The organism is Nocardia farcinica, assembly GCF_001182745.1.
In the GTDB taxonomy this organism is placed as follows: domain Bacteria; phylum Actinomycetota; class Actinomycetes; order Mycobacteriales; family Mycobacteriaceae; genus Nocardia; species Nocardia farcinica.
On the sequence record NZ_LN868939.1, the window covers coordinates 2,430,682 to 2,456,077 of the forward strand.

The following is a 25,396-nucleotide window of genomic DNA, read 5'->3' on the forward strand; positions in this document are numbered from 1 at the left end:
CCGCAGGCGGCGCGAACGGGACAGAATGGGACTCGCGAGCCTCGCCGCGGCACCGCGGCGGCGCACCGAGTGAGGGAGGTCCCGCCGTGCATCTTCGTGGAGTCGTTCTGCCCGACGACGAGGTTCGTGACCTGTGGGTACACGACGGCCTGGTCTCGTTCGAGCCGATGCGGGATGCCGAAACCCTTTGTGACAGCGGCTGGATCGTGCCGGGCCTGGTCGACGCGCACTGCCACGTCGGCATTCGCTACGGCGGTGGCGACGAGGACCACGACGGCGCGATCGCCCAGGCCGAGATCGAACGCGACGCCGGTGCGCTGCTGCTGCGCGACGCGGGCTCGCCCATCGATACGCGCTTCATCGACGACCACGACGACCTGCCCCGCATCATCCGCGCGGGCAGGCACATCGCGCGGCCCAAACGCTACATCCGCGAGCTGGGGATCGAGCTCGACGACGAACGGGACCTGCCGCAGATCGTGGCCGAGCAGGCCCGCCGCGGCGACGGCTGGGTCAAGATCGTCGGCGACTGGATCGACCGCTCCGTCGGCGATCTGCGCCCGCTGTGGAGCGATGCCGTCCTGGTCGAGGCGATCGAGGCCGCGCACGCCGAGGGCGCCCGGGTGACCGCGCACGTCTTCGGCGAGGACGCGCTGCCCGGGTTGATCAACGCCGGTATCGACTGTCTCGAGCACGGCACCGGCCTCACCGACGACACCATCGCGATGATGGTCGAGCACGGCACCGCCCTGGTGCCCACCCTGATCAACATCGACACCTTCCCCGAGATCGCCGACAGCGCGGGCCGCTTCCCCGTCTACGCCGCACACATGCGCGACCTGCACCGTCGCGTGCGCGACACCATCGGCAACGCCCACGACGCCGGCGTGCCGATCTACGCGGGCACCGACGCGGGCGGCTCGATCCGGCACGGCCGCATCGCCGACGAGATCGCCGCGCTCGGCAAGGCCGGGCTGTCGGCGCACGAGGCGCTCGGCGCGGCGTCCTGGGCGGCCCGCGACTGGCTCGGCAGGCCGGGCATCGCGCACGGGGCGCCCGCCGATTTCGTCGTCTACCGCGACGATCCGCGCGAGCATCCCGATGTGCTCACCGAGCCCGCCTGGGTGGTGCTGCGCGGGCGGGTGGTCAAGTCCGCCGATCCCGTCACCGGACACCGGTGACCGGCGGGTCGACGAGGTTCCGGCGGAGGCGGGCCGGGCGTCGACGGTCCGCCTTCCCCGCGTGGGGGTAGCACCGATCCGAGGAGGAGGTCGCTGTGCGCGATCTGGTCGTCACCGAGAACATCACCGTCGACGGGGTGATCGAGGCCACCGAGGGATGGTTCACCGTCGGCAACGACGCCCTCGCGGAGCAGGCCGACATCAACGCCGAGTTGATGGCCCACACCGCCGCCTGCGATGCGGTGCTGTTCGGTCGCCGCACCTTCGAGGACATGCGCGGATACTGGCCGCGGCAGGACGACGACCGCTCCGGCATCACCGATGACCTGAACACGATCCGCAAGTACGTGGTCTCCCGCACCATGACCGACCCCGCCTGGCACAACTCGGTGGTCCTGCGGGGGCTCGACGAGGTCGCGGCGGTGAAGCGGGAGCCGGGCAAGGACATCGTCTGCACCGGGAGCATCGAGCTGGTGCACCAGCTGATCGCGGCGGGGCTGGTCGACGAGTACCGGTTGTTCGTCTACCCGGTGGTGCTCGGGCGTGGCGCCCGCCTGTTCGGTGAGGGAGCGCGGCTGCCGCGGCTGCGGCTCGCCGAGAGCAAGCGGTTCCGTTCCGGGGTGGTGCTGCTGCGGTACCGCCCGTCCTGACCACGGACCGATTTCGAGCCGGGCTGGCCCGTCTGGCACAATGGACCACCGTCCTGGACAGGACAGTGTCAGCCCGTCTCCGGTTACGTACCGCGCGGCGGTCACGCACTCCAAGCGCAAAACCGGGCTCGCAGACCGTGCGGGTCGCTGAATTGCGCGGTGACCATCCTGGTCGTCGCCCTCGTGGCGGTGGCCGCCTACCCGAAAGAGGCAGATCAGCATGGCTGTTCGCATCAAGCTCACCCGCCTGGGCAAGATCCGCAACCCGCAGTACCGCGTCGTCGTCGCCGACGCCCGCACCCGCCGTGACGGCCGGGCGATCGAGTCCATCGGCAAGTACCACCCGAAGGAAGAGCCTTCGCTGATCGAGATCGACTCCGAGCGCGTCCAGTACTGGCTGAGCGTCGGCGCGCAGCCGACCGAGCCGGTGCAGCGCCTGCTGGAGATCACCGGTGACTGGCAGAAGTTCAAGGGCCTGCCCGGCGCCGAGGGCACCCTGAAGGTGAAGGCCGCCAAGCCGTCCAAGCTGGACCTGTTCAACGCCGCGCTGGCCGCCGCCGAGAACGAGCCCGTCGCCGAGGCCGTCACCCCGAAGAAGAAGGCCAAGAAGGACGACGCCGCCGCCGAGTCGACCGAGGCCGAGGCCGCCGAGTAATGAGCGCCGTCGTCGCCGATGCCGTCGAGCACCTCGTGCGCGGCATCGTCGCCAATCCCGATGACGTCCGCGTCGAGCTGATCACCGGCCGTCGCGGACGCACCGTCGAGGTGCACGTGCACCCCGACGACCTGGGCAAGGTGATCGGTCGCGGTGGTCGCACCGCGACCGCGCTGCGCACCCTGGTCGCGGGCATCGGCGGCCGGGGCATCCGGGTCGACGTGGTCGACACCGACCAGTAGCCGGAGACGCCGCCGATGGAACTCGTCGTGGGACGGGTCGCCAAATCGCACGGGGTGCGCGGAGAACTCGTCGTCGAGGTCCGCACCGACGACCCCGACGCGCGCTTCGCCGGGGGCACCGTCCTGCGCGGGCGGCTGCCGCGCTCGACCGAGGTGCGGGAATTCACCGTGGAGTCGGCCCGGGAACACTCGGGCCGGCTTCTGGTGTCCCTGGCCGGGGTCGACGACCGGTCCGCCGCCGACGCGCTGCGCGGCACGTTGTTCGTCGTCGACAGCGCCGAACTGCCGCCCTCGGACGATCCGGACGAGTTCTACGATCACGAACTCGAGGGCCTGAGTGTGCGCGACACGGCCGGTGCCGTGCTCGGTACCGTCACCGAAGTGCTGCATTCGGCCGCCGGTGAACTGCTCTCGGTGCGAGCCGCCGAGGACGGGCGGGAGATCCTGATCCCGTTCGTCACCGCCATCGTGCCGACCGTCTCGGTCGCCGAGGGGTACGTCGTGATCGATCCGCCCGAGGGCCTGCTCGATCCGGAATGACACGGGCCGCATGAAACTCGACGTCGTCACCATCTTCCCCGAATATCTGGAGCCGTTGCGCACGGCGCTGCTGGGCAAGGCCATCGACAAGGGACTGATCTCCGTCGACGTGCACGACCTGCGCCGCTGGACGCACGACGTGCACAAGTCCGTCGACGACGCCCCCTACGGCGGCGGACCCGGCATGGTCATGAAGCCGACCGTGTGGGGCGACGCGCTCGACGCGGTGTGCCCCGACGACGCGCTGCTCGTCGTCCCCACCCCGGCCGGCGTGCCCTTCACCCAGGCCACCGCGCAGCGCTGGGCCGCCGAACGCCACCTGGTGTTCGCGTGCGGTCGCTACGAGGGCATCGACCAGCGTGTCTTCGACGACGCCGCCCGGCGGGTGCGCGTCGAGGAGGTCAGCATCGGCGACTACGTGCTGATCGGCGGCGAGGCGGCGGTGCTGGTGATGGTCGAGGCGGTCGTCCGGCTGCTGCCCGGGGTGCTCGGGAATCAGCAGTCCCACGAACAGGATTCGTTCTCCGACGGCCTGCTCGAGGGGCCCAGCTACACCCGCCCGGTGAGCTGGCGCGGCCTCGAGGTGCCGCCGATCCTGCTCTCCGGTGACCACGCCAAGGTCGCGGCGTGGCGGCGCGAGCAGTCGCTGGCCCGCACCAGGGAACGCCGTCCCGACCTGTTGCCGCCGGAGTCGTCGTCGGGCTGACCGACCTCACTCGGCCGGAACCACCGCCACGGTGCCGTCCGCACCCGGCACCAGGAGTCCCCACGGCGCCATGGTGGGGTTGTCGCGGCGGGCGAGTGCCATCGTCAGCGTCGGTTGTTCGTCGCGCACACTCGGCCCCGGACCGGCGACCAGCGTGCGCGTACCGTCGCCCATGTCGTAGGCGACCAGCGAGACCGCGTTGTCCCCGAGCCGTTTCCGCATGGTGGCGAGCAGGACGTTACTGCTCACCGCGGCGGTGAGCGGAAGGACTTCTTCCCGCTCGTCGAGCGGCGCCGTCCACCGCACCCGGCCGTCGGCCTCCTCCAGCCGCATGGCGGTGTTCTCCGCCAGCGTCGTGCTGTCCATGACCAGCGACACCCCGTCCGGACGGGGGAGCCGGTACCGCGAGCCGGGGGCGGCGGGCCTGCGAGCGAGTGGTTCGCCGGTCGTGATGTCGAGGACGTCGGTCTCCCCGCTGCTCAGTTTCACCGCCAGGGTGTTGCGCGACTCGACGGCGACGTGGTCGCCACCGGTGAGCTGCCGCTGCCAGCGCACCGCCCCGTCGCGTGGATCCAGCGCTGCGACCCACTGGTCGGCACCCTTGCCGTCGGGGCCGGTCGCCGTGTGGCAACGGATCAGCACCACGTCGCGGATCCACACCGGAACGAGCGCGTCCTCGGTGGGCGGGCAGCCGAAGGAGGCGAGGGACACCGACCAGGCCTGGGTGCCGGTGCGGGCGTCGGCGAAGGTCACCGTTCCGTCGGCGGTGTCGCCCTGGGTCCACTCCTCGGCCGCCGTGCTCCACAGTTGCTCGCCGGTTTCGGTCGAGTACGCGACCAGTCCCGGGGTGCCCTCCCAGCCCACGAGCAGCACCGGCTGGAACAACACCGGCCGCACCCGGTCGGTGTCGGGCCGGGCGCCGTCCTTGCGCAGGGTCCACTGTCGCGTGCCGTCGGGGGCGAAACCGACGACCGCGTCCTCGGTCACGGTGTAGAGGCCGGTCTCGGTCACCCCGATTTCGCGGTGGGCGCCGACCTCGAGGGTGCGGATGGCCGCCAGATCCAGGACCGGCGCGTCCGGCGGTCCGCCCGGCCCCTGCGCGTCCGGCGCGCCGAGACCGCACGCGGCCATGGTGAGCGCCAGTGCGACACCGACGACGACCCGCGCCAGTACGCGCATGCTGATGTTCCCACCCATGATCGAACTCCCCCTCCCGGAATCGGACGGGGTCGATCATCGCACGCGCGGCCGCACCGCGGAATGTGTGGCCCGACGGCTGTGGACGACGGCAGCGCTGTGGATTACGGCAGCAAACCCAGCCGACGGGCGGTGACCACGGCCTCGTGCCTCGAATGCGCGTCCAGCTTGGTCATGGCGTTGCGCAGGTAGCTCTTCACCGTCTCGGGTCCGAGGGAAAGCCGCTGCGCCACTTCCTGATTCGTGCATCCGAGCGCCACCTCGGAGAGCACGTCGAGCTCCCGCCGGGAGAGTTTGGGTGCGGTGGGGGAGGTCTCGCCGGTGAGCATCCTGGTCAGCCGGGCGCACACGCCGTGCAGCCGCTCCCGGGTGCGCTCGTCGCGCACCGTGCCCGCCAACCCGCGCAGTTCGGCGTTGATCTCGCGCAGTTCCTCGGTCAGCTCCGGTCCGGCCTCGCGGGCCGGGCTGGCCACCTCGAGCAACCGCAGCCGCCGGTCGACCTCGTCGCGGATGGCGATCTCGGTGGCCAGGCGCCTGCTCGCCCGCACGATCAGATCGGCCGTGCGGTCCCCGACCGGCCCGCCGCGGGTGGCCGCGTAGAGCACCGCCCGCGACCGGTCGCCGACCACCACCGGCACCGCCGCGACCGAGCGGATGCCCTCGCCGGAGACCGGCTCGTCGTAGTGGTGGGTGATCGTGGAGGCGTTGCGGTAGTCCGCGACCGAGGCGGGCCTGCGCAGGTCCATCACCCGGCCGCCGAGTCCTGAACTGCGCAGTACCGGCAGCCCGCGCAAGCCGTTGGTCTTGGTGCCGAAGAACTCCGAGAGCAGCAGGGTGTCTTCGTGGACTTCGCCGCCGAACACCACCGGTACACCCGTCTCTCGGGCGATCCAGCGGATCTCGGCGCGCAGCGCGTCACCGTCGCGCGGGCGCAGCAGGGAGGTGCCTGTCAAGGGTTTCACCCCTTTTCGGGGGTAGTCGTCAACGTGATCCGACCCACATTCTATTCGACACCGGGGAGCTGGATCACCGAGGAGGAGAGAGCACGATGACGATCGACGTGGACGCACGGGTGCGTGAGTTCCTGGACACCTACGACGGACCCGACGCCTGCGCCGCGGAACTGCTGTGCGACCGGCACCCCGCGGACGCGGTCGCCTTCACGGTGATCGAGTCGGATCTGTCCTCGACCGACCTCACCTACGGTGAGCTGCGCGAGCGATCCGCACGGTTCGCCGCGGCGCTCGCCGGTCTCGGCGTCGGCCCGGGCGATCGGGTCGCCACGCTGATGGCCAAGTCCGCGGACCTGGTGGTCGCGCTGCTGGGCATCTGGCGGCGCGGCGCGGTGCATGTGCCGCTGTTCACCGCCTTCGCCCCGCCCGCGATCGCGCTGCGGCTGGACGCGAGCCGCACGGTGGCGGTGATCGCCGACGCCGATCAGGCCGCCAAGCTGCTGCCGGGTGAGGACATCCCGGCCGAGGTCCCGTGGCGGCTGATCGTCGCCGGTCAGGTCCCCGAGTCGCTGGCCGTGCGCGAGCCGCTGCGCTTCGCCGAGCTGCTGGAGTCCTACGACGCCGACGATCCACGTGGCGCGGCCGTCGCGGTCGGCGGTGACGGGCTGCTGGTGCAGCTGTTCACCAGTGGTACCACCGGCACGCCGAAGGGCGTCCCGATTCCGGTGCGCGCGCTGGCCTCGTTCCACGCCTACCAGGAGTTCGCCCTCGACGTGCGCCCGGACGACGTGTTCTGGAACGCCGCCGACCCGGGCTGGGCCTACGGCCTCTACTACGCGATCCTGGCGCCGCTGGCCGCCGGCACCCGCAGCCTGCTGCTGCACGCCGGGTTCTCGCCCGCGCTGACCTGGCAGGTGCTGGAGAAGTTCGGCGTCACCAACTTCGCCGCCGCCCCCACCGTGTACCGGGCGCTGCGCTCCGACGACGGGCCCGCGCCCGCCGGTATCTCGCTGCGCCGGGCGTCCTCGGCGGGCGAACCGCTCACCCCGGAGGTGGTGGCCTGGTCCGCGCGCACCCTCGGGGTGCCGGTGCGCGACCACTACGGGCAGACCGAGCACGGCATGGTCATCTGCAACGCCTGGCACGACCAGCTGAACGCGGCCGCGCCGCTGGGCTCGATGGGCCGCCAGCTGCCGGGCTGGACCTGCGCGGTGCTCTCCGACACCGCCGACGTCGAGGCCGCCCCCGGCGAGCTGGGCAGGCTGGCCATCGACACCACCCGCAGCCCGCTGATGTGGTTCCTCGGCTACCTCGACGCCCCCGAGCGCACCGCGCAACGCTTCACCGCCGACGGCCGCTGGTACCTGACCGGTGACGCCGGCTCCCGCGACGCCGACGGCTTCTTCACCTTCTCGGCCCGCGACGACGACGTCATCATCATGGCCGGGTACCGCATCGGCCCGTTCGAGGTCGAGAGCGTGCTGGTCATGCACGACGACGTCGCCGAGGCCGCCGTGGTCGGCCTGCCCGACGAACTGCGCGGCGAGGTGCTCGAGGCGTTCGTGGTGCTGCGCTCCGGTGTCGACGGCAGCGCGGAGCTCGCCGCGGAGCTGCAGCAGTTGGTGAAGCAGAAGTTCGCGGCGCACGCCTACCCGCGCCGCGTGCATTTCGTGGACAGTCTGCCCAAGACGCCCAGTGGCAAGGTGCAGCGTTTCGTGCTGCGCGAACAGGAGGCCAAGCGATGACGACAACGACAACGACGACGGCGACGAGAGCACTGCCGAGTTACGACTCCGGCCCGTCGCCCACCCCGCTGCTCGGCGACACGATCGGCGCGAACCTCGACCGCACCGCGGCCGCGCATCCGGATCGGGAAGCGCTGGTGGACATTCCGTCGGGCCGCCGCTGGACCTACCGCGAACTCGTCGCGGCGGTCGACGCGCTGGCCGCGGGCCTGGACGCGCGCGGTATCCGCAAGGGTGACCGCGTCGGCATCTGGGCGCCGAACTGTGCCGAGTGGTTCCTCACCCAGTACGCGACCGCGAAGATCGGCGCGATCCTGGTCAACATCAATCCGGCCTATCGCACCAGCGAACTGGCCTATGTGCTGCGCCAGGCGGGCGTGCGCATGCTGATCGCGGCGCGCGAGTTCAAGACCTCCGACTACGTCGCCATGATCGACGAGGTGCGCGGGGAGTGTCCGGGGCTCGAGCAGGTGCTCATCCTCGGCGACGACCAGTGGCAGCAGGTGACGAGCACCACGCCCGACCCGGTCCGGTTGGCCGAGCTCGGCGCCGAGCTCACCATGGACGATCCGATCAACATCCAATACACCTCGGGCACAACGGGTTTCCCCAAGGGTGCCACGCTCAGCCACCACAACATCCTCAACAACGGCTTCTTCGTCGGCGAGCTGTGCGGCTACACCGAGCAGGACCGCATCTGCGTGCCGGTGCCCTTCTACCACTGCTTCGGCATGGTCATGGGCAATCTCGCGGCCACCAGCCACGGCGCGGCGATCGTGATCCCGGCGCCGTCGTTCGATCCGGCCGCCACCCTGGCCGCCGTCGCCGCCGAGAAGTGCACCTCGCTCTACGGGGTGCCGACGATGTTCATCGCCGTGCTCGCCGAACTCGACACCGAGCTGGAGAAGTCCGGCGCCGCACCGGATCTGAGCACCCTGCGCACCGGCATCATGGCAGGCTCACCGTGCCCGGTGGAGGTGATGAAGCGGGTCATCGACCGGCTCGGCATGAGCGAGGTCTGCATCTGCTACGGCATGACCGAGACCAGCCCGGTCTCCACCCAGACCCGCCGCGACGACGACATCGACCGCAGGACCGCCACCGTCGGCCGGGTCGGCCCGCACCTCGAGGTCAAGATCGTCGACCCGGCGACCGGCCGCACCGTGCCGCGCGGCGAGCCCGGCGAGCTGTGCACCCGCGGCTACTCGGTGATGCTCGGCTACTGGGACGAGCCCGAGAAGACCGCCGAGGCCATCGATGCCGCCCGCTGGATGCACACCGGCGACATCGGCGTGATGGACGAGGACGGCTATGTCGCGGTGACCGGCCGCATCAAGGACATGGTGATCCGCGGCGGGGAGAACATCTACCCGCGCGAGATCGAGGAATTCCTCTACACCCATCCCGACATCCTCGACGCCCAGGTCATCGGCGTGCCCGACGAACGCTACGGCGAGGAGCTGATGGCCTGGATCCGGATGCGCGAGGGCGCCGAACCGTTGGACGCGGCGGCCGTGCGGGAATTCTGCACCGGCAAACTCGCGCACTTCAAGATCCCGCGGTACGTGCACGTCGTCGAGGAGTTCCCGATGACGGTCACCGGCAAGGTGCGCAAGGCCGAGATGCGCGAGCTGGCCCGCGAAATGCTGCAGTCCGGCACGTGATCGGCACGCACACAGCCGCGCGCGCCGGGTGCGTCGGCGGATCCCCCGGGATCCGCTCCGGCGCCCCGGCGCGTCGCCGTATCCGGCGCACGCACCGGGAAACGCCGCGGAGAGGCGGAGCAGCCGCCGTCGGTGGGAGCCGCTAGTGTTGCCGCTCGTGACGACAGCGCCCGAGATCGCCAGTTCAGAGACGAACAGCACCGATACGACCGCCGCACCGGTGGGCACGCTCGCGGGTCCGGCGGGCGTCGGCAGCCGCATCGCCGAGGAACTCGGGGTGCGGGAGAGCCAGGTCCGCGCCGCGGTCGAACTGCTCGACGCGGGCTCGACCGTGCCCTTCATCGCCCGGTACCGCAAGGAGGTGACCGGCGGCCTCGACGACGCGCAGCTGCGCACGCTGGAGGAACGCCTGCACTACCTGCGGGAGCTGGACGAGCGCCGCGCCGCCATCATCGAATCCATCCGCGCCCAGGGCAAACTCGACGACGAGCTGCACCGCAGCCTGCTGCTGGCCGAGACCAAGGCCCGCCTCGAGGACATCTACCTGCCCTACAAGCCCAAGCGGCGCACCAAGGCCCAGATCGCGCGCGAGGCCGGGCACGAGCCGGTGGCCGACGCCCTGCTGGCCGACCCCACCACCGATCCCGCGCAGTACACCGCCGAGCAGCTCGACGGCGCCCGCGCGATCCTGGTCGAGCGGTTCGCCGAAGACGCCGACCTGGTCGGTGAGTTGCGCGAGATGATGTGGAATCGCGGGCAGCTCACCTCCACCGTGCGGCCCGGCAAGGAGGAGGCGGGGGCGAAGTTCGCCGACTACTTCGAGTTCAGCGAGGCGTTCAGCTCGCTGCCCTCACACCGGGTGCTCGCGCTGTTCCGCGGGGAGAAGGAGGAGGTGCTCAGCCTCCAGCTCGAGCCCGACACCGAGGAACTCGCGCCGGGGGAACGCAGCGTCTACGAGGGCCGCATCGCCGCGAAGTTCGGCATCGCCGATCGCGGACGCCCCGCCGACAGCTGGCTGCTCGACACCGTGCGGTGGGCGTGGCGGACCAAGTTGCAGGTGAGCCTGGGCATCGACACCAGGATGCGGCTGCGGCAGGCGGCGGAGAAGGACGCCGTCGACGTCTTCGCGGCGAACCTGCGCGATCTGCTGCTGGCCGCCCCCGCGGGCACCCGCACCACGATGGGCCTTGACCCCGGCTACCGCACCGGTGTCAAGGTGGCCGTCGTCGACGCGACCGGCAAGGTGGTCGCGACCGAGGTGATCTACCCGCACAAGCCGCAGGGCCAGACCGAGAAGTCGCTGGCCGTGCTCGGCGCGCTGGTGGCCCGCTTCGGTGTCGAACTGATCGCGATCGGCAACGGGACGGCTTCGCGCGAGACCGACGCGCTGGTGGCCGAGCTCATCTCCCGCATCGGCGCCACGTCGGACAAGAAGCCGACCAAGGTGGTCGTCTCCGAGGCCGGCGCCTCGGTGTACTCCGCCTCCGCCTACGCCTCCCAGGAACTGCCGGAACTGGACGTCTCGCTGCGCGGCGCGGTCTCGATCGCACGTCGGTTGCAGGACCCGCTGGCCGAGCTGGTGAAGATCGATCCCAAGTCGATCGGCGTGGGCCAGTACCAGCACGATGTCTCCGAGACGCTGCTGGCCCGCTCGCTGGGCGCGGTGGTCGAGGACGCGGTCAACGCGGTCGGCGTCGACGTCAACACCGCCTCGGTGCCGCTGCTGTCGCGGGTGTCGGGCATCGGCTCGGCCGTCGCGGAGAGCATCGTCGCCCATCGGGACCAGAACGGGCCGTTCCGTTCCCGTACCGCCCTGCTCGACGTGCCCCGGCTCGGGCCGAAGGCATTCGAACAGTGCGCGGGCTTCCTGCGCATCCGCGGCGGCGACGATCCGCTGGACACCTCGGCGGTGCACCCGGAGGCCTACCCGGTGGTGCGGCGCATTCTCGAGGCCACCGGCCGCCGCGTCGACGAGCTGATCGGCAACACCGGCGTGCTCCGGTCGTTGCGGCCCGCCGAGTTCACCGACGAGAAGTTCGGCGTGCCCACCGTCACCGACATCATCGGCGAACTGGAGAAACCCGGCCGCGACCCGCGCCCGGAGTTCAAGACCGCGGAATTCGCCGCCGGGGTGGAGAAGGTCGCCGACCTGAAGCCGGGCATGGTGCTCGAGGGCGTGGTGACCAACGTCGCGGCGTTCGGCGCGTTCGTCGACGTCGGCGTCCACCAGGACGGGCTGGTGCACGTCTCGGCCATGTCGCACTCCTTCGTCAAGGACCCGCGCGAGGTCGTCAAGTCCGGTGACGTGGTGAAGGTGAAGGTGCTCGAGGTCGACGTCGCCCGTCAGCGCATCGGCCTGTCGCTGCGGCTGGACGACGAGCCGGGCGCAGCCAAGGGCGAGCGCGGCGGCCAGCGCGAGGGCGGGCGCCGCGGCGGTTCCGGTGGTGCCGGCGGCGGACAACGGCAGAATGGACAGGGGCGGCAGCAGAGTCGCAACCAGGGCAGGCGCAACGCCCCCGCACCCAGCGGGTCGATGGCCGACGCCCTGCGCCGCGCCGGATTCGGGAAGTAGCAGCCGACCCGGCGGCGCACCGGAGAAGCGGGGAGGTACCGGCGGTCATGCGACGGTGGCTCGAACAGGACGTGATCGCGCACGGCCGCCTGCCGCTGCTCTGCTTCCTCTTCGGCTTCATCCTCGGCTTCCTGTTCATCCGGCTCAGCGTCCGGATGATCCGGGCCGATGTGCGGTGGTGGCCGGGCAACCTGCGCGCCGGTGACGTGCACATCCACCACATGGTGTTCGGGGTGGTGCTCGTCCTCGGGTCCGGGCTGGGCATGGTCGCGGTGATCGAGGACGCCGACACCCCGGTCGCCGCGGCGCTGGCGGCGGCGTTCGGCGTCGGCAGCGCCCTGGTGCTCGACGAGTTCGCGCTGATCTACTACCTGCGCGACGTCTATTGGGAGGAGCAGGGGCGCACCTCGGTCGACGCGGTCTTCGTCGCGCTGGCCGTGACCGGTCTGTTGCTGCTCGGCTTCCATCCGCTGTCGCTGCTGGAGATCAACGACTTCCGCACCTCGCTCGGCACCGTCGGGCACCTGGTGGCGGCGGGTTTCGCGCTGGCGAATCTGGCCATGGCCGCCGTCGTGATCGCCAAGGGCAAGATCTGGACCGGCCTGTTCGGCATGTTCTTCCCGCCGCTGCTGTTCGTCGGCGCGCTGCGGCTGAGCAGGCCGGGCGCGCCCTGGGCACGCTGGCGTTACGCCAACCGCCGCCGATTGATGGCGCGCGCCATCGTGCGCGAGCGCCGCTATCGCAGGCCGGTGATCCGGGCGAAGATCTTCGTGCAGGATCTGGTGGCGGGCAAACCCGACGTCGAGCACGCCCGCACCGCCGCCGAGGCCGAGCTCAGCCGCACCGTGGTGCCCGCGCCACCCGCGCCGCACCGGCACCACGGCGCGCCCGCACCGGACCGGCCCGAACCGGCGGAGGCGCCCCGCTGACCCCGGCCGATTTCGTCGCGGCCCGGCCCGTCTGGCACAATGCTCAGGTTGCCCTGGGTGCTTTCTCGACCCCGGGAGCATCCCTTAATTCGGAGCATGAACCGGTCGAGCACACCCGTGCCGCCAGGGTCCTCTGTTCGCGCGAACTCCAGAAGGATGGAAATGAACACCCTTGACTTCGTCGACGAAAAGTCGCTGCGCAGCGATGTCCCGGACTTCCGGCCCGGCGACACCCTGAATGTGCACGTGAAGGTCATCGAAGGCTCGAAGGAGCGCATCCAGGTCTTCAAGGGCGTCGTGATCCGTCGCCAGGGCGGTGGCATCCGCGAGACCTTCACCGTGCGCAAGGTGTCGTTCGGTGTCGGCGTGGAGCGCACCTTCCCGGTGCACAGCCCCAACATCGATCACATCGACGTCGTGACCCGCGGTGACGTCCGCCGGGCGAAGCTGTACTACCTGCGCGACCTGCGCGGTAAGGCGGCCAAGATCAAGGAGAAGCGCTGAGCGCTGCCCTTGACCGGGACAACTGATCGTCGACTGGCCCGGCACCGGACGTGAGTCATGGTGCCGGGCTAGTCTGTTCGGCGTGGCAGACGAAAGTGGGTCGGTGCGGGTGTCCGAATCGGACGACGAGGGGGCGGGCCGCCGCGGGCGGCGCAGGGGTAATCGGAAGACCAAACAGCAGCGGCCGTTCTGGCAGGAACTGCCGATCCTGATCGGCATCGCCGCCATCATCGCCGCGCTCGTGGTCACCTTCATCGGCAGGCCGTATGTGATCCCCTCCCAGTCGATGGAGGAGACGCTGCAGATCGGCGACCGCATCTACGTCCAGAAGATCAGCTACTACGCCGGGGACCCGCAGCCCGGTGATGTCGTCGTCTTCGTCGGTCCGCCCTCCTGGAACACCCGCTACCAGTCGATCCGCTCGGACAACCCGGTGGTGCGCGGCGTCCAGAACTTCCTCTCCTTCTTCGGGCTCGTCCCGCCCGACGAGAACGACCTGGTCAAGCGCGTCATCGCGGTCGGCGGGCAGACCGTGCAGTGCTGCGACGCCCAGGGCCGGGTGATGGTCGACGGCAAGGCCCTCGACGAACCGTATGTCCAGAACGACTACCGCTGGCTGACCGGCCAGCAGAACGCGAGCTACCCGGCCGGGCGGGTGTTCGGGCCGATCAAGGTGCCCGAGGGCCATCTGTGGGTGATGGGGGACAACCGCAACCAGTCCGCGGATTCCCGCGCGCACGTCGGTGACGAGCTCCAGGGCACCGTGCCGATCGAGAACGTGCGCGGCAAGGCCGTGTTCAAGATCTGGCCGCCGACCCGGCTCGGCCCCATCCGCGCCGAGGACCCGCAGGGCAACTGAGGGGCACGGGCGGATAATTCGCACGGTAGGGATGCACGCAGTGGGGCAGGCAAGCCGGAGTGGAGCGATGACGGCACGCACGGGGTGGCCGCCGCGCATGGTGATGCGCAAGGCGGGTGGGTTGCGCACGCTGGAGGCGGCGCTGATCCGCGGCGGGCTCGGACCCGTCGCGGGCGTGGACGAGGCGGGCCGCGGTCCCTGTGCGGGCCCGCTGGTGGTGGCGGCCTGCCTGCTGGCGCCCAAGGCCTACGACCGGCTCGCCGGGCTCGACGACTCCAAGAAACTCACCGAGGCCGCCCGCGAGGAGCTGTACCCGGTGATCACGCGGCTCGCGCTGGCCTGGGAGGTGGTGGTGATCCCGGCCTGGGAGATCGACGCCATCGGCATCCACGTCGCCAATATCGAGGGCATGCGCCGTGCGGTCGCGGGCCTGCGACAGCGGCCGGGCTACGTCCTCACCGATGGGTTCCGGGTGCCCGGCCTCGCGGCGCCATCCCTGCCGGTCATCGGCGGGGACGCCGCGGCGGCCTGCATCGCCGCCGCGAGCATCCTCGCGAAGGTCACCAGGGACCGGATCATGGTCGAGCTGGACAGCCGCCACCCGGGCTACGGTTTCGCCGCCCACAAGGGCTACAACACCCCCGAACACACCGCGGCGTTGCAGCGGCTCGGCCCGTGCAGCGAACACCGCCGGTCCTGGCGGAATGTGCGCGAGCGGCTGGGGCTGCGCCCGCTCGATCCCACCGTCGAATACGCCGAGACGGTGCTCGCCGACGGCGTGGCGGACAGCCGGGTGGCTGCCGACGCGGCGCATGCGGGATGATGTCGGAATACGACGCACTGCGCCGAGAAGGAGGACGTCCCACCCGATGAGTGCCGAGGACCTCGAGAAGTACGAAACCGAGATGGAGCTCTCGCTGTATCGCGAGTACAAGGACATCGTCGGTCAGTTCTCGTACGTGGTGGAGACCGAGCGTCGCTTCTACCTGGCCAATTCCGTCGAGCTGCGCCCGCAGAACGCCGACGGCGAGGTGTACTTCGAGGTGCGCATGAGCGACGCCTGGGTCTGGGACATGTACCGGCCCGCGCGCTTCGTCAAGCACGTGCGGGTCATCACCTTCAAGGACGTCAACATCGAGGAGCTGGAGAAGCCGGACCTTCGCCTGCCCGAGTGACGCGGCCGCGTTGTCCACAGCCGTCCGGTGATCCCCAGGGCGGCTGAAAGCCCAGGTCGCCGCGTCGGGATCGGCGGCGTCGGCGACCATCCTGGCCCGTGTGGGAGACAAACAGGCGCTCGGCGCACACGGGGAAGAACTGGCCGCCCGCTTCCTGCGGGACGCGGGCATGGAGATCGTCGCGCGGAACTGGCGGTGCCGCTACGGCGAGCTGGACCTGATCGCGCGTGACGCACAGACCACCGCCTTCGTCGAGGTCAAGACCCGCCGCGGGCTCGGGTTCGGCACGCCCGCCGAAGCGGTCACCTTCACCAAGCGCCAGCGGATCCGCCGCCTGGCTCTGCTGTGGCTGGCCGAACAGGACGGGCCCTGGCAACAGATCCGGTTCGACGTGGTCTCGGTGCTGATGACACCCGGGCATCGCCCCGTCATCGACCACCTGAAGGCGGTCTTCTGATGGCGCTCGGCCGCGCCCACTCGGTCGCCGTCGCCGGGGTGGACGGCCAGTTGGTGGAGATCGAGGCCGACATCGGCCAGGGGCTGCCCTCGGTGCATCTGGTGGGCCTGCCCGACACCGCCCTGACGGAATCCCGGGACCGGGTGCGGGCCGCGGTCGCGAACTCGGGGGAGAAGTGGCCGGACGGCCGGGTCATCCTGGCGCTGTCCCCGGCGACATTGCCCAAGGTGGGCAGCGTCTACGACCTGGCGCTGGCAGCGGCGGTGCTCGACGCCGCCGACGCGATCCCCTCCGCCCGGCTCGGCAAGGCGGTGTTGCTGGGCGAACTGGCCCTGGACGGACGGGTGCGGCGGGTCCGCGGCATCCTGCCCGCGGTGATGACGGCGCGCGCCGCGGGCTGGCCCACGGTCGTGGTGCCACGCGCCGCGTTGGCCGAGGCGGGACTGGTGCAGGGCATCGAGGTGCTCGGCGCGGAGACCCTGCGTGGCCTGGTGGCATGGCTGCGCGGGGAGGGTGGGCTGGCCGAACCCGACGGCGTCCTGCCCGGCGCCGCCGCCCCCGACGGCGACCTGAGCGAGGTGGTCGGGCAGGAGGAGGCACGGTGGGCGCTCGAGGTCGCCGCGGCCGGCGGCCACCATCTGCTGCTCACCGGCCCGCCCGGCATCGGCAAAACGATGCTGGCGCAACGGCTTCCGAGTCTGCTGCCGCCACTCACCGAAGCGGAGTCGCTGGAGGTGACGGCCATCCACTCGATGGCGGGCGCGTTGTCGGGCGAGCATCCCCTCGTCACCACACCGCCGTTCGTGGCACCGCACCACTCCACCTCGGTGACCGCGATGATCGGCGGCGGCTCGGGCACGGCACGGCCGGGCGCGGTCAGCCGGGCGCACCGCGGGGTGCTGTTCCTCGACGAATGCGCCGAGATCGGCACCAAGGTGCTCGAGGCGATGCGTACCCCGCTCGAGGAGGGCGAGGTGCGCATCGCCCGCCGCGACGGCGTCGCCCGCTATCCCGCGCGCTTCCAGCTGGTACTCGCCGCCAACCCGTGCCCGTGCGCGCCCGCCCGCGACGTGGACTGCATCTGCCCGCCGCTTGCCCGTCGCCGCTACCTGGGCAAACTGTCCGGTCCGCTGATGGACCGCATCGACCTCTGGGTGCGCATGCACGGTCACACCGGGCCCGCGCTGGGTTCCGAGGTCGCCGAGAGCAGCGCCACGGTGCGGGAGCGGGTCGCCGCCGCCCGCGCCGCGGCGGCGCACCGCTGGCGCGCCGACGGCTGGCGGACCAACGCCGAAGTGCCGGGACACGTTCTGCGACAGCGTTTTCCGCTTCCCGCCGAGGCGGTCGCCCCGCTGGAGGCGGCCGTGCGGATGGGCAGGCTGTCCGCGCGCGGCGCCGATCGCGCCATCCGCGTCGCCTGGACGGTGTGCGACCTGCGCGGCGCTCCCGTCCCCACCGCACGGGACGTGATGCTGGCCTTGAACTTCCGGCAGCGCGGCGCACCGTGACACGACAGACCCCGGCCGCGGCGGACACGCCGGTCGGCGCACAGGTATTCGACGATTCCCAGGGGGGACAGCAAATGACCGAGGTAGTGTCCGAGAGGGCCGGAGAACCATCAGCGCGCCGAGCGAGCCGAGAGCACGAAACCGCCGCCTCCTCGGCGCCTGCGGACAGGATCGACACCTCCGGTGCGGTACCGGGTGGTGGTCGCGGCTCGGCGGCGCAGGGAGACGCCGAGCCCGGTCACCGCGCAACCGGTCACCGCGGGGCAGGTCGTGCTGCGGCCGCGCATTGCGAGCCAGGAGTCGGCGACCGACCGGAGGACTACGAAGCCCGCAGGGGCGCGGTGGCGGTCTCGGACGTAGTTCGCAGCAGTGTGGGGGTGGGGGACAGGGGCGAGGAGTCCGGTGACAGTGCCCGCGACGGCGGTGATGGCGGCGGTGACGGTGATGGCTACGGCAACGGCGGTGGTGACGGCGGCGACGGTGCCGGGGCGATCTCGCATGCAACCCGCAGCAGCGTGGGGGACAGGAGCGAGGAATTCGGTGACAGTGCCTGCGGCGGCGGCGAAGGTGGCCGCGGTGACGCCGATGGCGATGGCGACGGCGGCGCGGGGGCGGTCTCGGATGCAGCCCGCAGCAGCGTGGGGGACAGGGGTGACGAATCCGGTGACAGCGCCGTCGGCGGCGGGAACGGCGGCGGGAAGTGCGGTGACGGCGTCAGGGATGACGGAGGTGGCAGGAACGGCGGAGGTGGTGGCGGCGTCGAAGGGGATGGCGCGTACAGCGGAGTCGACGGGGACCGGGGAGGTGACGGGGACCGGGGAGGCGACGAGGTCGGGGGCGGCGACGTGGACGGCGGCGGTGCGGATGGCGGCGGCGGGGGCATCGAGGTCAGGGGCGGTGGCGAAGCCGGGAGCCGCCCCCGCGTGGTGTGCGCGTCCTCGGCCGATCACGACGCGCGGCGACTGGCGTGGGTGTATCTCTCGCGGGTGGTGGAGGGACCGTGTGCGGCGCTGTCGGCGCTGATCGAGTCGGTGGGCGTGGTGGAGGCGGCGCGCGCTGTGCGCGAGCGGGAGTTGCCCGAGGCGTTGCGGGGTGCCACCCGAGCACGGCGCGAGGTCGACCGCGCCGAGGCCGATCTCGCGACGATGGCACGGCTCGGTGGCCGGGTGGTGACTCCCGAGGACGCGGAGTGGCCTGCTTGGCGGATGCTCGGGCTGAGTCAGCTGGCGGGCGGACCGGACCCCGACGGCGCGGTGCCGCTGGTGCTGTGGGTGCGGGGGCCGCGTTCGCTGCTGGAGTCCAGCGAGCAGGCGTTGGCGGTGGTCGGTTCCCGGTGCAGCAGCGGTTACGGCAACCGGGTGACGGCGGAGCTCGCGGGCGATCTGGCCGCCCGCGGCTGGACCATCGTCTCCGGTGCGGCCTTCGGCATCGACGCGATGGCCCACCGGGCCGCCCTGGCCGTCGGCGGTCCCACCATCGCCGTCCTCGCCTGTGGTGTGGACCGGCCGTATCCGGCCCAGCACGACCGGCTGCTCGCCGAGATCGCCGAGGTGGGGCTGGTCGTGAGCGAGTATCCGCCCGGCACCGTCCCGCACAAACACCGCTTCCTCGCGCGCAACCGGTTGATCGCCGGGCTGGCCGACGGTGTCCTCGTCGTCGAGGCCGGTTTGCGCAGCGGCGCCCGCAACACCGTGAAATGGGCGCGCCGCCTGTGCCGCCCCGCCCTCGCCGTGCCCGGCCCGGTCACCTCCGCCGCATCGGTCGGCTGCCACCGCATGATCCGCGAGGGCGAGGCGCTGCTCGTCACCCGCGCCGAGGAGGTGATCGACGAAGCGGGCCCGCTGCGGTTGTCGCTGCCGGGTGGGACCGTGACCACCGTGGCCGAGTCGCTCACCGGGGACGAAGCGGTCGTCTACGCGGCGCTGCCGGCCATCGGCTCCCGGCTGCCCGGCGAACTCTGTGGCACCACGGGCCTGTCCACACCGGCCGTTCGCGCGGCACTGGTCGCGCTGGAGATGGCGGGGCTGGTCGGCGCCGACGCCACCGGATGGTCACGTCTGGCCCGCCCTCGACGGTCCGGCGGTACCGCCGCGGATGGGTGATTCGATACTCGGACCCGCCCCGGGGTCGGCGGCCGACGGCGGCGCGGGAACTTGTCAACCGCGAGCGGGCGGGTCACGGTGGGGGAATGGAGGGTTTGCCGGAAGACCTGACGGCGTTGCTGGCGGAGTACGGGCGACATCTGCGGCTGGGGCAGAATCGCTCCGCCCACACGGTCCGCGCCTACGTGGGGGATGCCCGGGCGTTGCTGACGCACTTGTACACGCGGTCGCCGGACGCGGCGATCGGGGAGCTGGACCTGCCGTTGCTGCGGTCCTGGTTGGCCGATCTGGCCGCCGCGGGCGCGGCGCGCACCACGCTGGCGCGCCGGGCGTCGGCGGTGCGGACGTTCACCGCGTGGCTGACCGGGACGGGTAGGTTGCCGGCTGACCCCGGCCTGCGGCTGGCCGCGCCCAAGGCGCACCGCACCCTGCCCGCGGTGCTGGCCCGGCAGCAGGCAGTGGCCGCGATGGACGCCGCCGAGTCCGGTGCCCGGCAAGAGGATCCGATGGCCTTGCGGGACCGGTTGATCGTGGAGATGCTCTACGCCACCGGCATCCGGGTGAGCGAGCTGTGCGGCCTCGACATCGACGATGTCGATCGTGAGCGCAGGCTGGTGCGGGTGCTGGGCAAGGGCAACAAGGAACGCTCGGTGCCCTTCGGCGGACCCGCGGATCTGGCCGTGGAACAGTGGCTGCGGCGCGGCAGACCCGCCTTCGCCACCGTCGAGTCGGGCCGGGCGCTGCTGATCGGGCGGCGGGGGCGACGGCTGGACCAGCGACAGGCGCGGACCGTGGTGCACGAGGTCGTCTCCGCGATCCCCGGCGCACCCGACCTCGGCCCGCACGGCCTACGCCACAGCGCGGCCACCCACCTGCTCGAAGGCGGAGCCGACCTGCGCGTGGTGCAGGAACTGCTCGGTCACAGCAGCCTGGCGACCACCCAGCTCTACACCCACGTGTCCATCGAGCGATTGAAGAAGGTGCACGATCAGGCGCACCCGCGGGCCTGACGAACGCTATTCTGAAACAAGTTCTAGTTTCAGGAGGCGGGCGCATGGCGGTGGAGACAGGCGACGGAGCGGTGCGCACCCACCTGGTGCTGGGTCGGGAGATCCGGATGCCGGTGCGGATCCGCACCGCGCACGCCTTCATGGCGTCCTATCTCGTCCCGGTCGCCGCGGCCCAGCGCCTGATCGACTACTCCGGGCTGCGCGTACTCTGCCTGCCGGGTGGGCGGGCGATGTGCACCCTGGTCTTCGTCGAGTACGTGGACGGTGATCTGGGCCCCTACCACGAGTTCGGGGTCTCGTTCATGGTGCGACACCACACCGCGACCGGCGGCGGCACGCTCGCCGGCCTGCGCGGATTGCTCGGGGGCTCGGCGGGCGTGTTCATCCATCGGCTGCCGGTGGACGGTGAATTCACCCTGGCCGCGGGTCGCGGCATCTGGGGTTTCCCGAAGGAACTCGCCGACTTCGACGTCACCCATCACGGCGTGCGGCGCGGTGCGCTGCGCCAGAACGGTGCGCTGATCGCGGAGCTGACCGTGCGGCCCGGCCTGCCCACGCCGCTGCGCCGGGGTGCGGGCGCCTCCTTCGACGCCTACTCCCACATCGACGGCGTCACGCGCTGCACGCGCTGGGAGATGGCGCCGACAGGGATGCGGGCCCGCCCGGGCGGTGCGGAGCTGGTGCTCGGCGACCATCCGTGGGCGGCCGAGCTGGCCTCGCTCGGGCTACCGCGCCGGGCGGTATCGGCTTCGACGGTGGAGCGCCTGGCGATGGTCTTCGAGGACGCCGTGGTGGTGTAGCGGCGGGCGTTCCGTGCCCGAATATCTTGTGGTGCCGGGAAATCCGGCGACCCGGGTCCGCCCGCCGGCTGCCGGGGAGCCGGTCGAGACCGGGACGCCGGGGCTGCCTCACCGGGCACGGCCGCGGCCAGGAAGTCGGGGACACTCCTGCCCCGCGCGGCTCGTAGACGACCAACCGGTCCGCCGCTAACCTGGCGTTGCGGGCCGTTTGCTTGCGGTCCGAACCGACCGGATGGGGAGTGGTGTCCCGTGCGACCTTGCGCTCGGAGCGTGGCCACGGGGCCGGTCGCGGCGCCGCGCGGTACCGCTTCGGACACCGAGCGCCCGGGGGAGTCGAGGTGACCCTCCCGGACCGCGGCGGCGAAACCGGTACCGACGAGCCCGCCGCGGAGATCGATTACCGCTTCACCCTCGCCAACGAACGCACCTTCCTGGCGTGGATGCGGACGGCGCTGGGATTGCTCGCCGGTGGCGTCGCCGTCCACACGCTCGTCCAGCCGTTCCCGATCGGCGGGTTCCGCCGGGCACTCGCCCTGGCCTGCATCCTGCTCGCGGTGATCGTCGCGGTCGGCGCGTACGTCAACTGGCGGCGGATCGGCGCGGCCATGCGCCGGGGCGCGCCGCTGCCCGACAGCCTGCTGGTGCCGATCCTGGCGGCGGGCATCGGACTGGTCTCGATGCTCGCGGCGGTGGCGGTGATCCTGCGATGAACCCGCCCGACACCGGCTTGGCCGCCGAACGGACCGCGCTGGCGTGGCGGCGCACCGCGCTGGCGGCCACCGTCGTGGTGGCGCTGTTGGCCGAACACGCCATCGGCAACGGCGGTGCCGGACTCCTGCCGCTGGCCGCGGGCGTGGTGCCGCTGGCCGTGGTCGCGATCGTCGCGAATCGACGGGCCCGGCTGCTGCGGCACGCCGGGCCCGAGCGGGTTCGTCCCGCGCGCGTCACCGTCGCGGCGGCGACGCTCGCCATCCTCGTTCTCGCCGCCGTCGGTGTGGCCGTCGTCGGCACCGAACCCTGGCCCTGACACCGCGGGCCCTGATGTTCGCCAGGAGGTCACGATGGACATGAGCACTGCGGCCGATCCGAGCCCGGCCATCGTCGCGGCCAACCGGCGTGCGGCCGCCGCGCTGCCGTTCGCCGACACCACCGACGCGGCCGACGCCGACCGCGGCTTCGTCGCGGCGTTGCGCCCCGGTGTCGTCACCACCGCCGACGGAACCGTCGTGTGGGACAGCGACTCCTACGCGTTCCTGCGCGAGCCGTGTCCGCCCTCGGTGCACCCGAGCCTGTGGCGGCACTGTGGACTGTCGGTGCGGCAGGGGCTGTTCGAGGTGACCGAAGGGATCTATCAGGTCAGGGGGCTCGATCTGGCCAACATGACCATCGTGGAGGGCGAGCGCGGCATCGTCGTCATCGATGCGCTGATGTCGGCCGAGACGGCCGCGGCGGCGTTGGCCCTCTATCGCGAACATCGCGGCGACCGGCCGGTGACCGGGTTGATCTACACGCACGCGGGCGTCGATCACTTCGGTGGCGCGCTCGGCGTGACCACCGCGGCCGAGGTCGCGGCGGGGCGCTGTCCGGTTCTCGCGCCCGCGGGCTTCCTGGAACAGGCGGCGGCCATGAGCACGGGTGCGGGCGTCGCGGCCGCCCGGCGCGCCTCCTACCGGTACGGAGCGGTCCTGCCGCGTGGGCCATTGGGCAGTGTCGGGGCCGGACTCGGGCAGACCACCTCGCTCGGCACCGTCACGCTGCTGCCGCCGACGGTCGAGATCGCGACCACCGGCCGCCGCGCGACCATCGACGGGGTGCCGTTCGTCTTCCAGGTCGCCGCGGCCCCGTCGGCGGCCGAGATGACCGTGTACCTGCCGCGGCACCGGGCACTGGGCGTGGGCGCGAGCGCCGCGCACGCCCTGCACGATCCGGAGGCGCCGTGCGGCGCGCCCGCCGGCGACCCGCGCGCGTGGACGAAGTACCTCAGCGAGACCATCACGCTGTTCGGCGACCGCAGCGAGGTGCTGTTCGCGAGCCACCACTGGCCCACCTGGGGCCGCGACCGGGTGGTCGAACTCCTCGCGCTGCACCGCGACCTGTACGGATACCTGCACGACCAGACACTGCGGCTGATGAATCTGGGCCACGTGGGCGCCGAGATCGCCGAACGGCTGGAACTGCCGCCCGCGCTCGAGCACGCCTGGCACGCGCGTGGCTACCACGGCTCGGTGAGCCACCACGTCAAGGCGATCTACCAGCGCCACCTCGGCTGGTTCGACGGCAACCCCGCGCACCTGTGGGAGCATCCGCCGGTCGAGGCCGCGCGCAGGCACGTGGAGTTCATGGGCGGCCCCGAGGAGGTGCTGCGCAAGGCGCGCGCCAGCTACGAGGCCGGTGACTATCGGTGGGTGGCCCAGGTCGTCGACTACGTGCTCTTCACCGACCCGCACAACGAGGAAGCCCGGCACCTGCAGGCCAGTACCTTCGAACAACTCGCCTACGGCGCGGAGAACGCCGCCTGGCGCAACATCTACCTCGGCGGCGCCTACGAGCTGCGGTACGGGATCTTCGGCACGCCGAGCGCCTGGGCCCCGGCCGGTGCGCCCGAGACGATGACCGTCGAGCAGATCTTCGACGCCGTCGCACTGCGGGTCGACGGGCCGAAGGCGTGGGAGCTGCGGATGCTCACCGAATGGCACCTCACCGACACCGACGAGGTCCACCGGGTGGAGGTACGCAACGGCGTACTCACCCACTGTCCACGCCCGCCGGGGCCGCTGCCCGAACCCGACGCGACCTTCGTCCTCGACCGCTCGGCGCTCGTCCGGGTGTTGCTGGGGGGTGCGGATTTCGGCGTGGCGGTCGCGGCGGGCGACATCGCCATCGAGGGCGACCCGACGAAGCTCGCCGCGCTGGTGGCCGTGCTCGACACCCCGGACCCGGATTTCGCGATCGTCACCCCGTGAGCGGCGAGAACCAGGGCAGGTTCAGGATGCGGCCCGTGCCGCCTCGGGTTCAGCGGCGGGCGGGGGCGGTGAGGACGATGCCCGCGTCGACGGTGCCCGCGACGATGCCGCCGGCCAGGTCGGCGAGGCGGCGGCCGGTGCGCAGCGCGTGGCTGCGCAGGCGATCGAAGGCTTCGGGATCGGTGAGATCACCGCGCTGGGCGAGCACGGCTTGCGCGTGTTCGACGGTGACGCGGTCGTTGAGTGCGACCGGCAGCCGGTCGCCGATGGGTTCGACGCGCGGACGGAGCACGTGCTGGGCGATGCCGATCGCGGCCACGTCGCCGAGGGTCTGCGCCACCCGTAATTGGCTGCGGTGCAGGGCGTTCGAGGTGCGGCCCAGGATCGTGAGCACCCCGAGTCGATCGGTGCGCAGGCGCAGCGGCACGGCGTAGGCCGAGCGGTAGCCCTGTCGCCGCGCGTGCCGGGCGAAATCCGGCCAGACCACCGCCGCCGCGCTGAGATCATCGGCCACACACCGGGTTCCGGTGCGGTAGGTGTGACGACCCGGGCCGTCGATCGCCTCGACCAACGGGCGCGCCCGCTCGTCCGTGGCGGCGAGCAGGCGCAGCTCCCCCCGATGGTTCGCCACGAACAGCCCGGCATCGCCGCCACCGGTGAGCGCCACACAGGCGTCGACGAGTTGCTGCGCGAGTTCCACGACATCGAAATCGCCGGTGAGTGTGTCGACGGACCGCACCAGCACGTCCAGCAGCGGTGGCGGTGCGCCCATGGTGGTCTCCTGGCCTGTCGCGGTGGTGCCTGTTCGTGCGGTGGTGCCTGTTCGTTCCGGGCCGACCCGGTGCCGCCGCGTCGGTCGCCGCCGATCGCCCGGCGACAGGACTGCGGGCGGGACCCGCGGGGCGGATGCGGAGCCGATTCCTCATCGTCGCATCGCGGACCGGACGAGTCGACGGGGCGATCGGAGGGCATTGCCGTGCCCCG

The 25,396-nt window shown here is 71.7% G+C and carries 26 protein-coding genes; 22 read left to right on the top strand and 4 right to left on the bottom strand.

The genetic code is table 11. The annotated features are described in order from the left end of the window. Positions 1 to 86 precede the first annotated feature (86 nt). The 6 genes from AMO33_RS27950 (at position 87) to trmD (ending at position 3,974) form a co-directional block, all read left to right on the top strand. Positions 87 to 1,181: an amidohydrolase family protein gene (locus tag AMO33_RS27950; protein WP_060594835.1), complete on the top strand. Its 1,095-nt coding sequence runs from the start codon at positions 87 to 89 to the stop codon at positions 1,179 to 1,181. Positions 1,182 to 1,276: 95 nt separating this feature from the next. Then, entirely contained in the window at positions 1,277 to 1,831 is a 555-nt protein-coding gene (locus AMO33_RS27955; RefSeq protein WP_011210692.1) for a dihydrofolate reductase family protein, read from the top strand. A 220-nt stretch (positions 1,832 to 2,051) separates the two neighbouring features. Beyond that, on the top strand, positions 2,052 to 2,486 hold the full coding sequence (gene rpsP / locus AMO33_RS27960) for a 30S ribosomal protein S16 (RefSeq protein WP_011210691.1): 435 nt from the start codon (positions 2,052 to 2,054) through the stop codon (positions 2,484 to 2,486). Further along, the gene (locus tag AMO33_RS27965; RefSeq protein ID WP_011210690.1) at positions 2,486 to 2,728 is read left to right on the top strand and encodes an RNA-binding protein; all 243 of its coding nucleotides are present in this window, start codon (positions 2,486 to 2,488) and stop codon (positions 2,726 to 2,728) included. Before rpsP ends, AMO33_RS27965 begins: the two co-directional genes overlap by 1 nt. A gap of 15 nt (positions 2,729 to 2,743) precedes the next feature. Further along, positions 2,744 to 3,268 (top strand): ribosome maturation factor RimM, encoded by a 525-nt coding sequence (gene rimM / locus AMO33_RS27970; protein WP_060594836.1) that lies wholly within the window; start codon positions 2,744 to 2,746, stop codon positions 3,266 to 3,268. A gap of 10 nt (positions 3,269 to 3,278) precedes the next feature. Further along, positions 3,279 to 3,974, top strand: coding sequence for a tRNA (guanosine(37)-N1)-methyltransferase TrmD (gene trmD / locus AMO33_RS27975; RefSeq protein WP_060594837.1), 696 nt, complete (start codon positions 3,279 to 3,281; stop codon positions 3,972 to 3,974). Between the two features lie 6 nt (positions 3,975 to 3,980). On the opposite strand, the gene AMO33_RS27980 is transcribed toward trmD, so the two are convergent. Beyond that, positions 3,981 to 5,171 (bottom strand): PQQ-binding-like beta-propeller repeat protein, encoded by a 1,191-nt coding sequence (locus AMO33_RS27980; RefSeq protein WP_060594838.1) that lies wholly within the window; start codon positions 5,169 to 5,171, stop codon positions 3,981 to 3,983. A 104-nt stretch (positions 5,172 to 5,275) separates the two neighbouring features. After that, positions 5,276 to 6,124 (bottom strand): LuxR C-terminal-related transcriptional regulator, encoded by an 849-nt coding sequence (locus AMO33_RS27985; RefSeq protein ID WP_050768311.1) that lies wholly within the window; start codon positions 6,122 to 6,124, stop codon positions 5,276 to 5,278. Between the two features lie 95 nt (positions 6,125 to 6,219). Between AMO33_RS27985 and AMO33_RS27990 the strand changes: the two genes are divergently transcribed. From AMO33_RS27990 to AMO33_RS28035, 10 genes are all read left to right on the top strand, one after another. Continuing rightward, a complete protein-coding gene (locus AMO33_RS27990) occupies positions 6,220 to 7,869 on the top strand; it encodes an AMP-binding protein (RefSeq protein WP_060594839.1) in 1,650 nt (549 codons plus the stop codon). Next, positions 7,866 to 9,533 carry an AMP-binding protein gene (locus AMO33_RS27995; RefSeq protein ID WP_060594840.1) on the top strand — a complete coding sequence of 556 codons (1,668 nt, stop codon included), beginning with the start codon at positions 7,866 to 7,868 and terminating at the stop codon, positions 9,531 to 9,533. The genes AMO33_RS27990 and AMO33_RS27995 overlap by 4 nt, the downstream gene beginning before the upstream one ends. Before the next feature lie 220 nt (positions 9,534 to 9,753). Then, positions 9,754 to 12,105 carry a Tex family protein gene (locus AMO33_RS28000; RefSeq protein WP_011210683.1) on the top strand — a complete coding sequence of 784 codons (2,352 nt, stop codon included), beginning with the start codon at positions 9,754 to 9,756 and terminating at the stop codon, positions 12,103 to 12,105. Between the two features lie 47 nt (positions 12,106 to 12,152). Then, complete coding sequence (locus tag AMO33_RS28005) at positions 12,153 to 13,034, top strand: hypothetical protein (protein WP_011210682.1); 882 nt, start codon at positions 12,153 to 12,155, stop codon at positions 13,032 to 13,034. A 162-nt stretch (positions 13,035 to 13,196) separates the two neighbouring features. Further along, positions 13,197 to 13,538, top strand: a complete 342-nt coding sequence (gene rplS / locus AMO33_RS28010; protein ID WP_011210681.1) for a 50S ribosomal protein L19 — start codon at positions 13,197 to 13,199, stop codon at positions 13,536 to 13,538. An 82-nt stretch (positions 13,539 to 13,620) separates the two neighbouring features. Continuing rightward, entirely contained in the window at positions 13,621 to 14,397 is a 777-nt protein-coding gene (gene lepB / locus AMO33_RS28015; RefSeq protein ID WP_011210680.1) for a signal peptidase I, read from the top strand. Between the two features lie 67 nt (positions 14,398 to 14,464). Next, positions 14,465 to 15,220 carry a ribonuclease HII gene (locus tag AMO33_RS28020; protein ID WP_011210679.1) on the top strand — a complete coding sequence of 252 codons (756 nt, stop codon included), beginning with the start codon at positions 14,465 to 14,467 and terminating at the stop codon, positions 15,218 to 15,220. Positions 15,221 to 15,266: 46 nt separating this feature from the next. Next, entirely contained in the window at positions 15,267 to 15,572 is a 306-nt protein-coding gene (locus tag AMO33_RS28025; protein ID WP_011210678.1) for a DUF2469 domain-containing protein, read from the top strand. A gap of 100 nt (positions 15,573 to 15,672) precedes the next feature. Next, positions 15,673 to 16,029, top strand: coding sequence for a YraN family protein (locus AMO33_RS28030; protein WP_041561245.1), 357 nt, complete (start codon positions 15,673 to 15,675; stop codon positions 16,027 to 16,029). Continuing rightward, on the top strand, positions 16,029 to 17,537 hold the full coding sequence (locus AMO33_RS28035; protein ID WP_060594841.1) for a YifB family Mg chelatase-like AAA ATPase: 1,509 nt from the start codon (positions 16,029 to 16,031) through the stop codon (positions 17,535 to 17,537). Before AMO33_RS28030 ends, AMO33_RS28035 begins: the two co-directional genes overlap by 1 nt. Before the next feature lie 110 nt (positions 17,538 to 17,647). Here the strand turns inward: AMO33_RS28035 and AMO33_RS32365 are convergent, their stop codons facing one another. Beyond that, complete coding sequence (locus tag AMO33_RS32365) at positions 17,648 to 18,487, bottom strand: hypothetical protein (RefSeq protein WP_159005423.1); 840 nt, start codon at positions 18,485 to 18,487, stop codon at positions 17,648 to 17,650. Between AMO33_RS32365 and dprA the strand changes: the two genes are divergently transcribed. From dprA to AMO33_RS28065, 6 genes are all read left to right on the top strand, one after another. Beyond that, a complete protein-coding gene (dprA, locus tag AMO33_RS32370) occupies positions 18,461 to 19,639 on the top strand; it encodes a DNA-processing protein DprA (RefSeq protein WP_011210674.1) in 1,179 nt (392 codons plus the stop codon). The genes AMO33_RS32365 and dprA overlap by 27 nt on opposite strands. An 86-nt stretch (positions 19,640 to 19,725) precedes the next feature. Further along, entirely contained in the window at positions 19,726 to 20,649 is a 924-nt protein-coding gene (locus tag AMO33_RS28045; RefSeq protein ID WP_011210673.1) for a tyrosine recombinase XerC, read from the top strand. Between the two features lie 44 nt (positions 20,650 to 20,693). Beyond that, the gene (locus tag AMO33_RS28050) at positions 20,694 to 21,449 is read left to right on the top strand and encodes an acetoacetate decarboxylase family protein (protein WP_181857427.1); all 756 of its coding nucleotides are present in this window, start codon (positions 20,694 to 20,696) and stop codon (positions 21,447 to 21,449) included. Positions 21,450 to 21,787: 338 nt separating this feature from the next. Further along, a complete protein-coding gene (locus AMO33_RS28055; RefSeq protein WP_011210671.1) occupies positions 21,788 to 22,159 on the top strand; it encodes a YidH family protein in 372 nt (123 codons plus the stop codon). Further along, entirely contained in the window at positions 22,156 to 22,476 is a 321-nt protein-coding gene (locus tag AMO33_RS28060) for a DUF202 domain-containing protein (RefSeq protein ID WP_060594842.1), read from the top strand. The genes AMO33_RS28055 and AMO33_RS28060 overlap by 4 nt, the downstream gene beginning before the upstream one ends. A 40-nt stretch (positions 22,477 to 22,516) precedes the next feature. Beyond that, a complete protein-coding gene (locus AMO33_RS28065) occupies positions 22,517 to 24,412 on the top strand; it encodes an alkyl/aryl-sulfatase (RefSeq protein ID WP_060594843.1) in 1,896 nt (631 codons plus the stop codon). 49 nt (positions 24,413 to 24,461) lie between these two features. On the opposite strand, the gene AMO33_RS28070 is transcribed toward AMO33_RS28065, so the two are convergent. Beyond that, positions 24,462 to 25,184, bottom strand: coding sequence for a GAF and ANTAR domain-containing protein (locus tag AMO33_RS28070; RefSeq protein ID WP_060594844.1), 723 nt, complete (start codon positions 25,182 to 25,184; stop codon positions 24,462 to 24,464). Positions 25,185 to 25,396 lie beyond the last annotated feature (212 nt).

Bases quoted from the DNA above. Each gene is read 5' to 3' on its own strand.
- rpsP (WP_011210691.1), top strand. From the start codon at position 2,052: ATGGCTGTTCGCATCAAGCTCACCCGCCTGGGCAAGATCCGCAACCCG.
- AMO33_RS27965 (WP_011210690.1), top strand. From the start codon at position 2,486: ATGAGCGCCGTCGTCGCCGATGCCGTCGAGCACCTCGTGCGCGGCATC.
- rimM (WP_060594836.1), top strand. From the start codon at position 2,744: ATGGAACTCGTCGTGGGACGGGTCGCCAAATCGCACGGGGTGCGCGGA.
- trmD (WP_060594837.1), top strand. From the start codon at position 3,279: ATGAAACTCGACGTCGTCACCATCTTCCCCGAATATCTGGAGCCGTTG.
- AMO33_RS27980 (WP_060594838.1), bottom strand. From the start codon at position 5,171: ATGGGTGGGAACATCAGCATGCGCGTACTGGCGCGGGTCGTCGTCGGT.
- AMO33_RS27990 (WP_060594839.1), top strand. From the start codon at position 6,220: ATGACGATCGACGTGGACGCACGGGTGCGTGAGTTCCTGGACACCTAC.
- AMO33_RS27995 (WP_060594840.1), top strand. From the start codon at position 7,866: ATGACGACAACGACAACGACGACGGCGACGAGAGCACTGCCGAGTTAC.
- AMO33_RS28005 (WP_011210682.1), top strand. From the start codon at position 12,153: ATGCGACGGTGGCTCGAACAGGACGTGATCGCGCACGGCCGCCTGCCG.
- rplS (WP_011210681.1), top strand. From the start codon at position 13,197: ATGAACACCCTTGACTTCGTCGACGAAAAGTCGCTGCGCAGCGATGTC.
- AMO33_RS28020 (WP_011210679.1), top strand. From the start codon at position 14,465: ATGACGGCACGCACGGGGTGGCCGCCGCGCATGGTGATGCGCAAGGCG.
- AMO33_RS28025 (WP_011210678.1), top strand. From the start codon at position 15,267: ATGAGTGCCGAGGACCTCGAGAAGTACGAAACCGAGATGGAGCTCTCG.
- AMO33_RS28035 (WP_060594841.1), top strand. From the start codon at position 16,029: ATGGCGCTCGGCCGCGCCCACTCGGTCGCCGTCGCCGGGGTGGACGGC.
- AMO33_RS28045 (WP_011210673.1), top strand. From the start codon at position 19,726: ATGGAGGGTTTGCCGGAAGACCTGACGGCGTTGCTGGCGGAGTACGGG.
- AMO33_RS28050 (WP_181857427.1), top strand. From the start codon at position 20,694: ATGGCGGTGGAGACAGGCGACGGAGCGGTGCGCACCCACCTGGTGCTG.
- AMO33_RS28060 (WP_060594842.1), top strand. From the start codon at position 22,156: ATGAACCCGCCCGACACCGGCTTGGCCGCCGAACGGACCGCGCTGGCG.
- AMO33_RS28065 (WP_060594843.1), top strand. From the start codon at position 22,517: ATGAGCACTGCGGCCGATCCGAGCCCGGCCATCGTCGCGGCCAACCGG.
- AMO33_RS28070 (WP_060594844.1), bottom strand. From the start codon at position 25,184: ATGGGCGCACCGCCACCGCTGCTGGACGTGCTGGTGCGGTCCGTCGAC.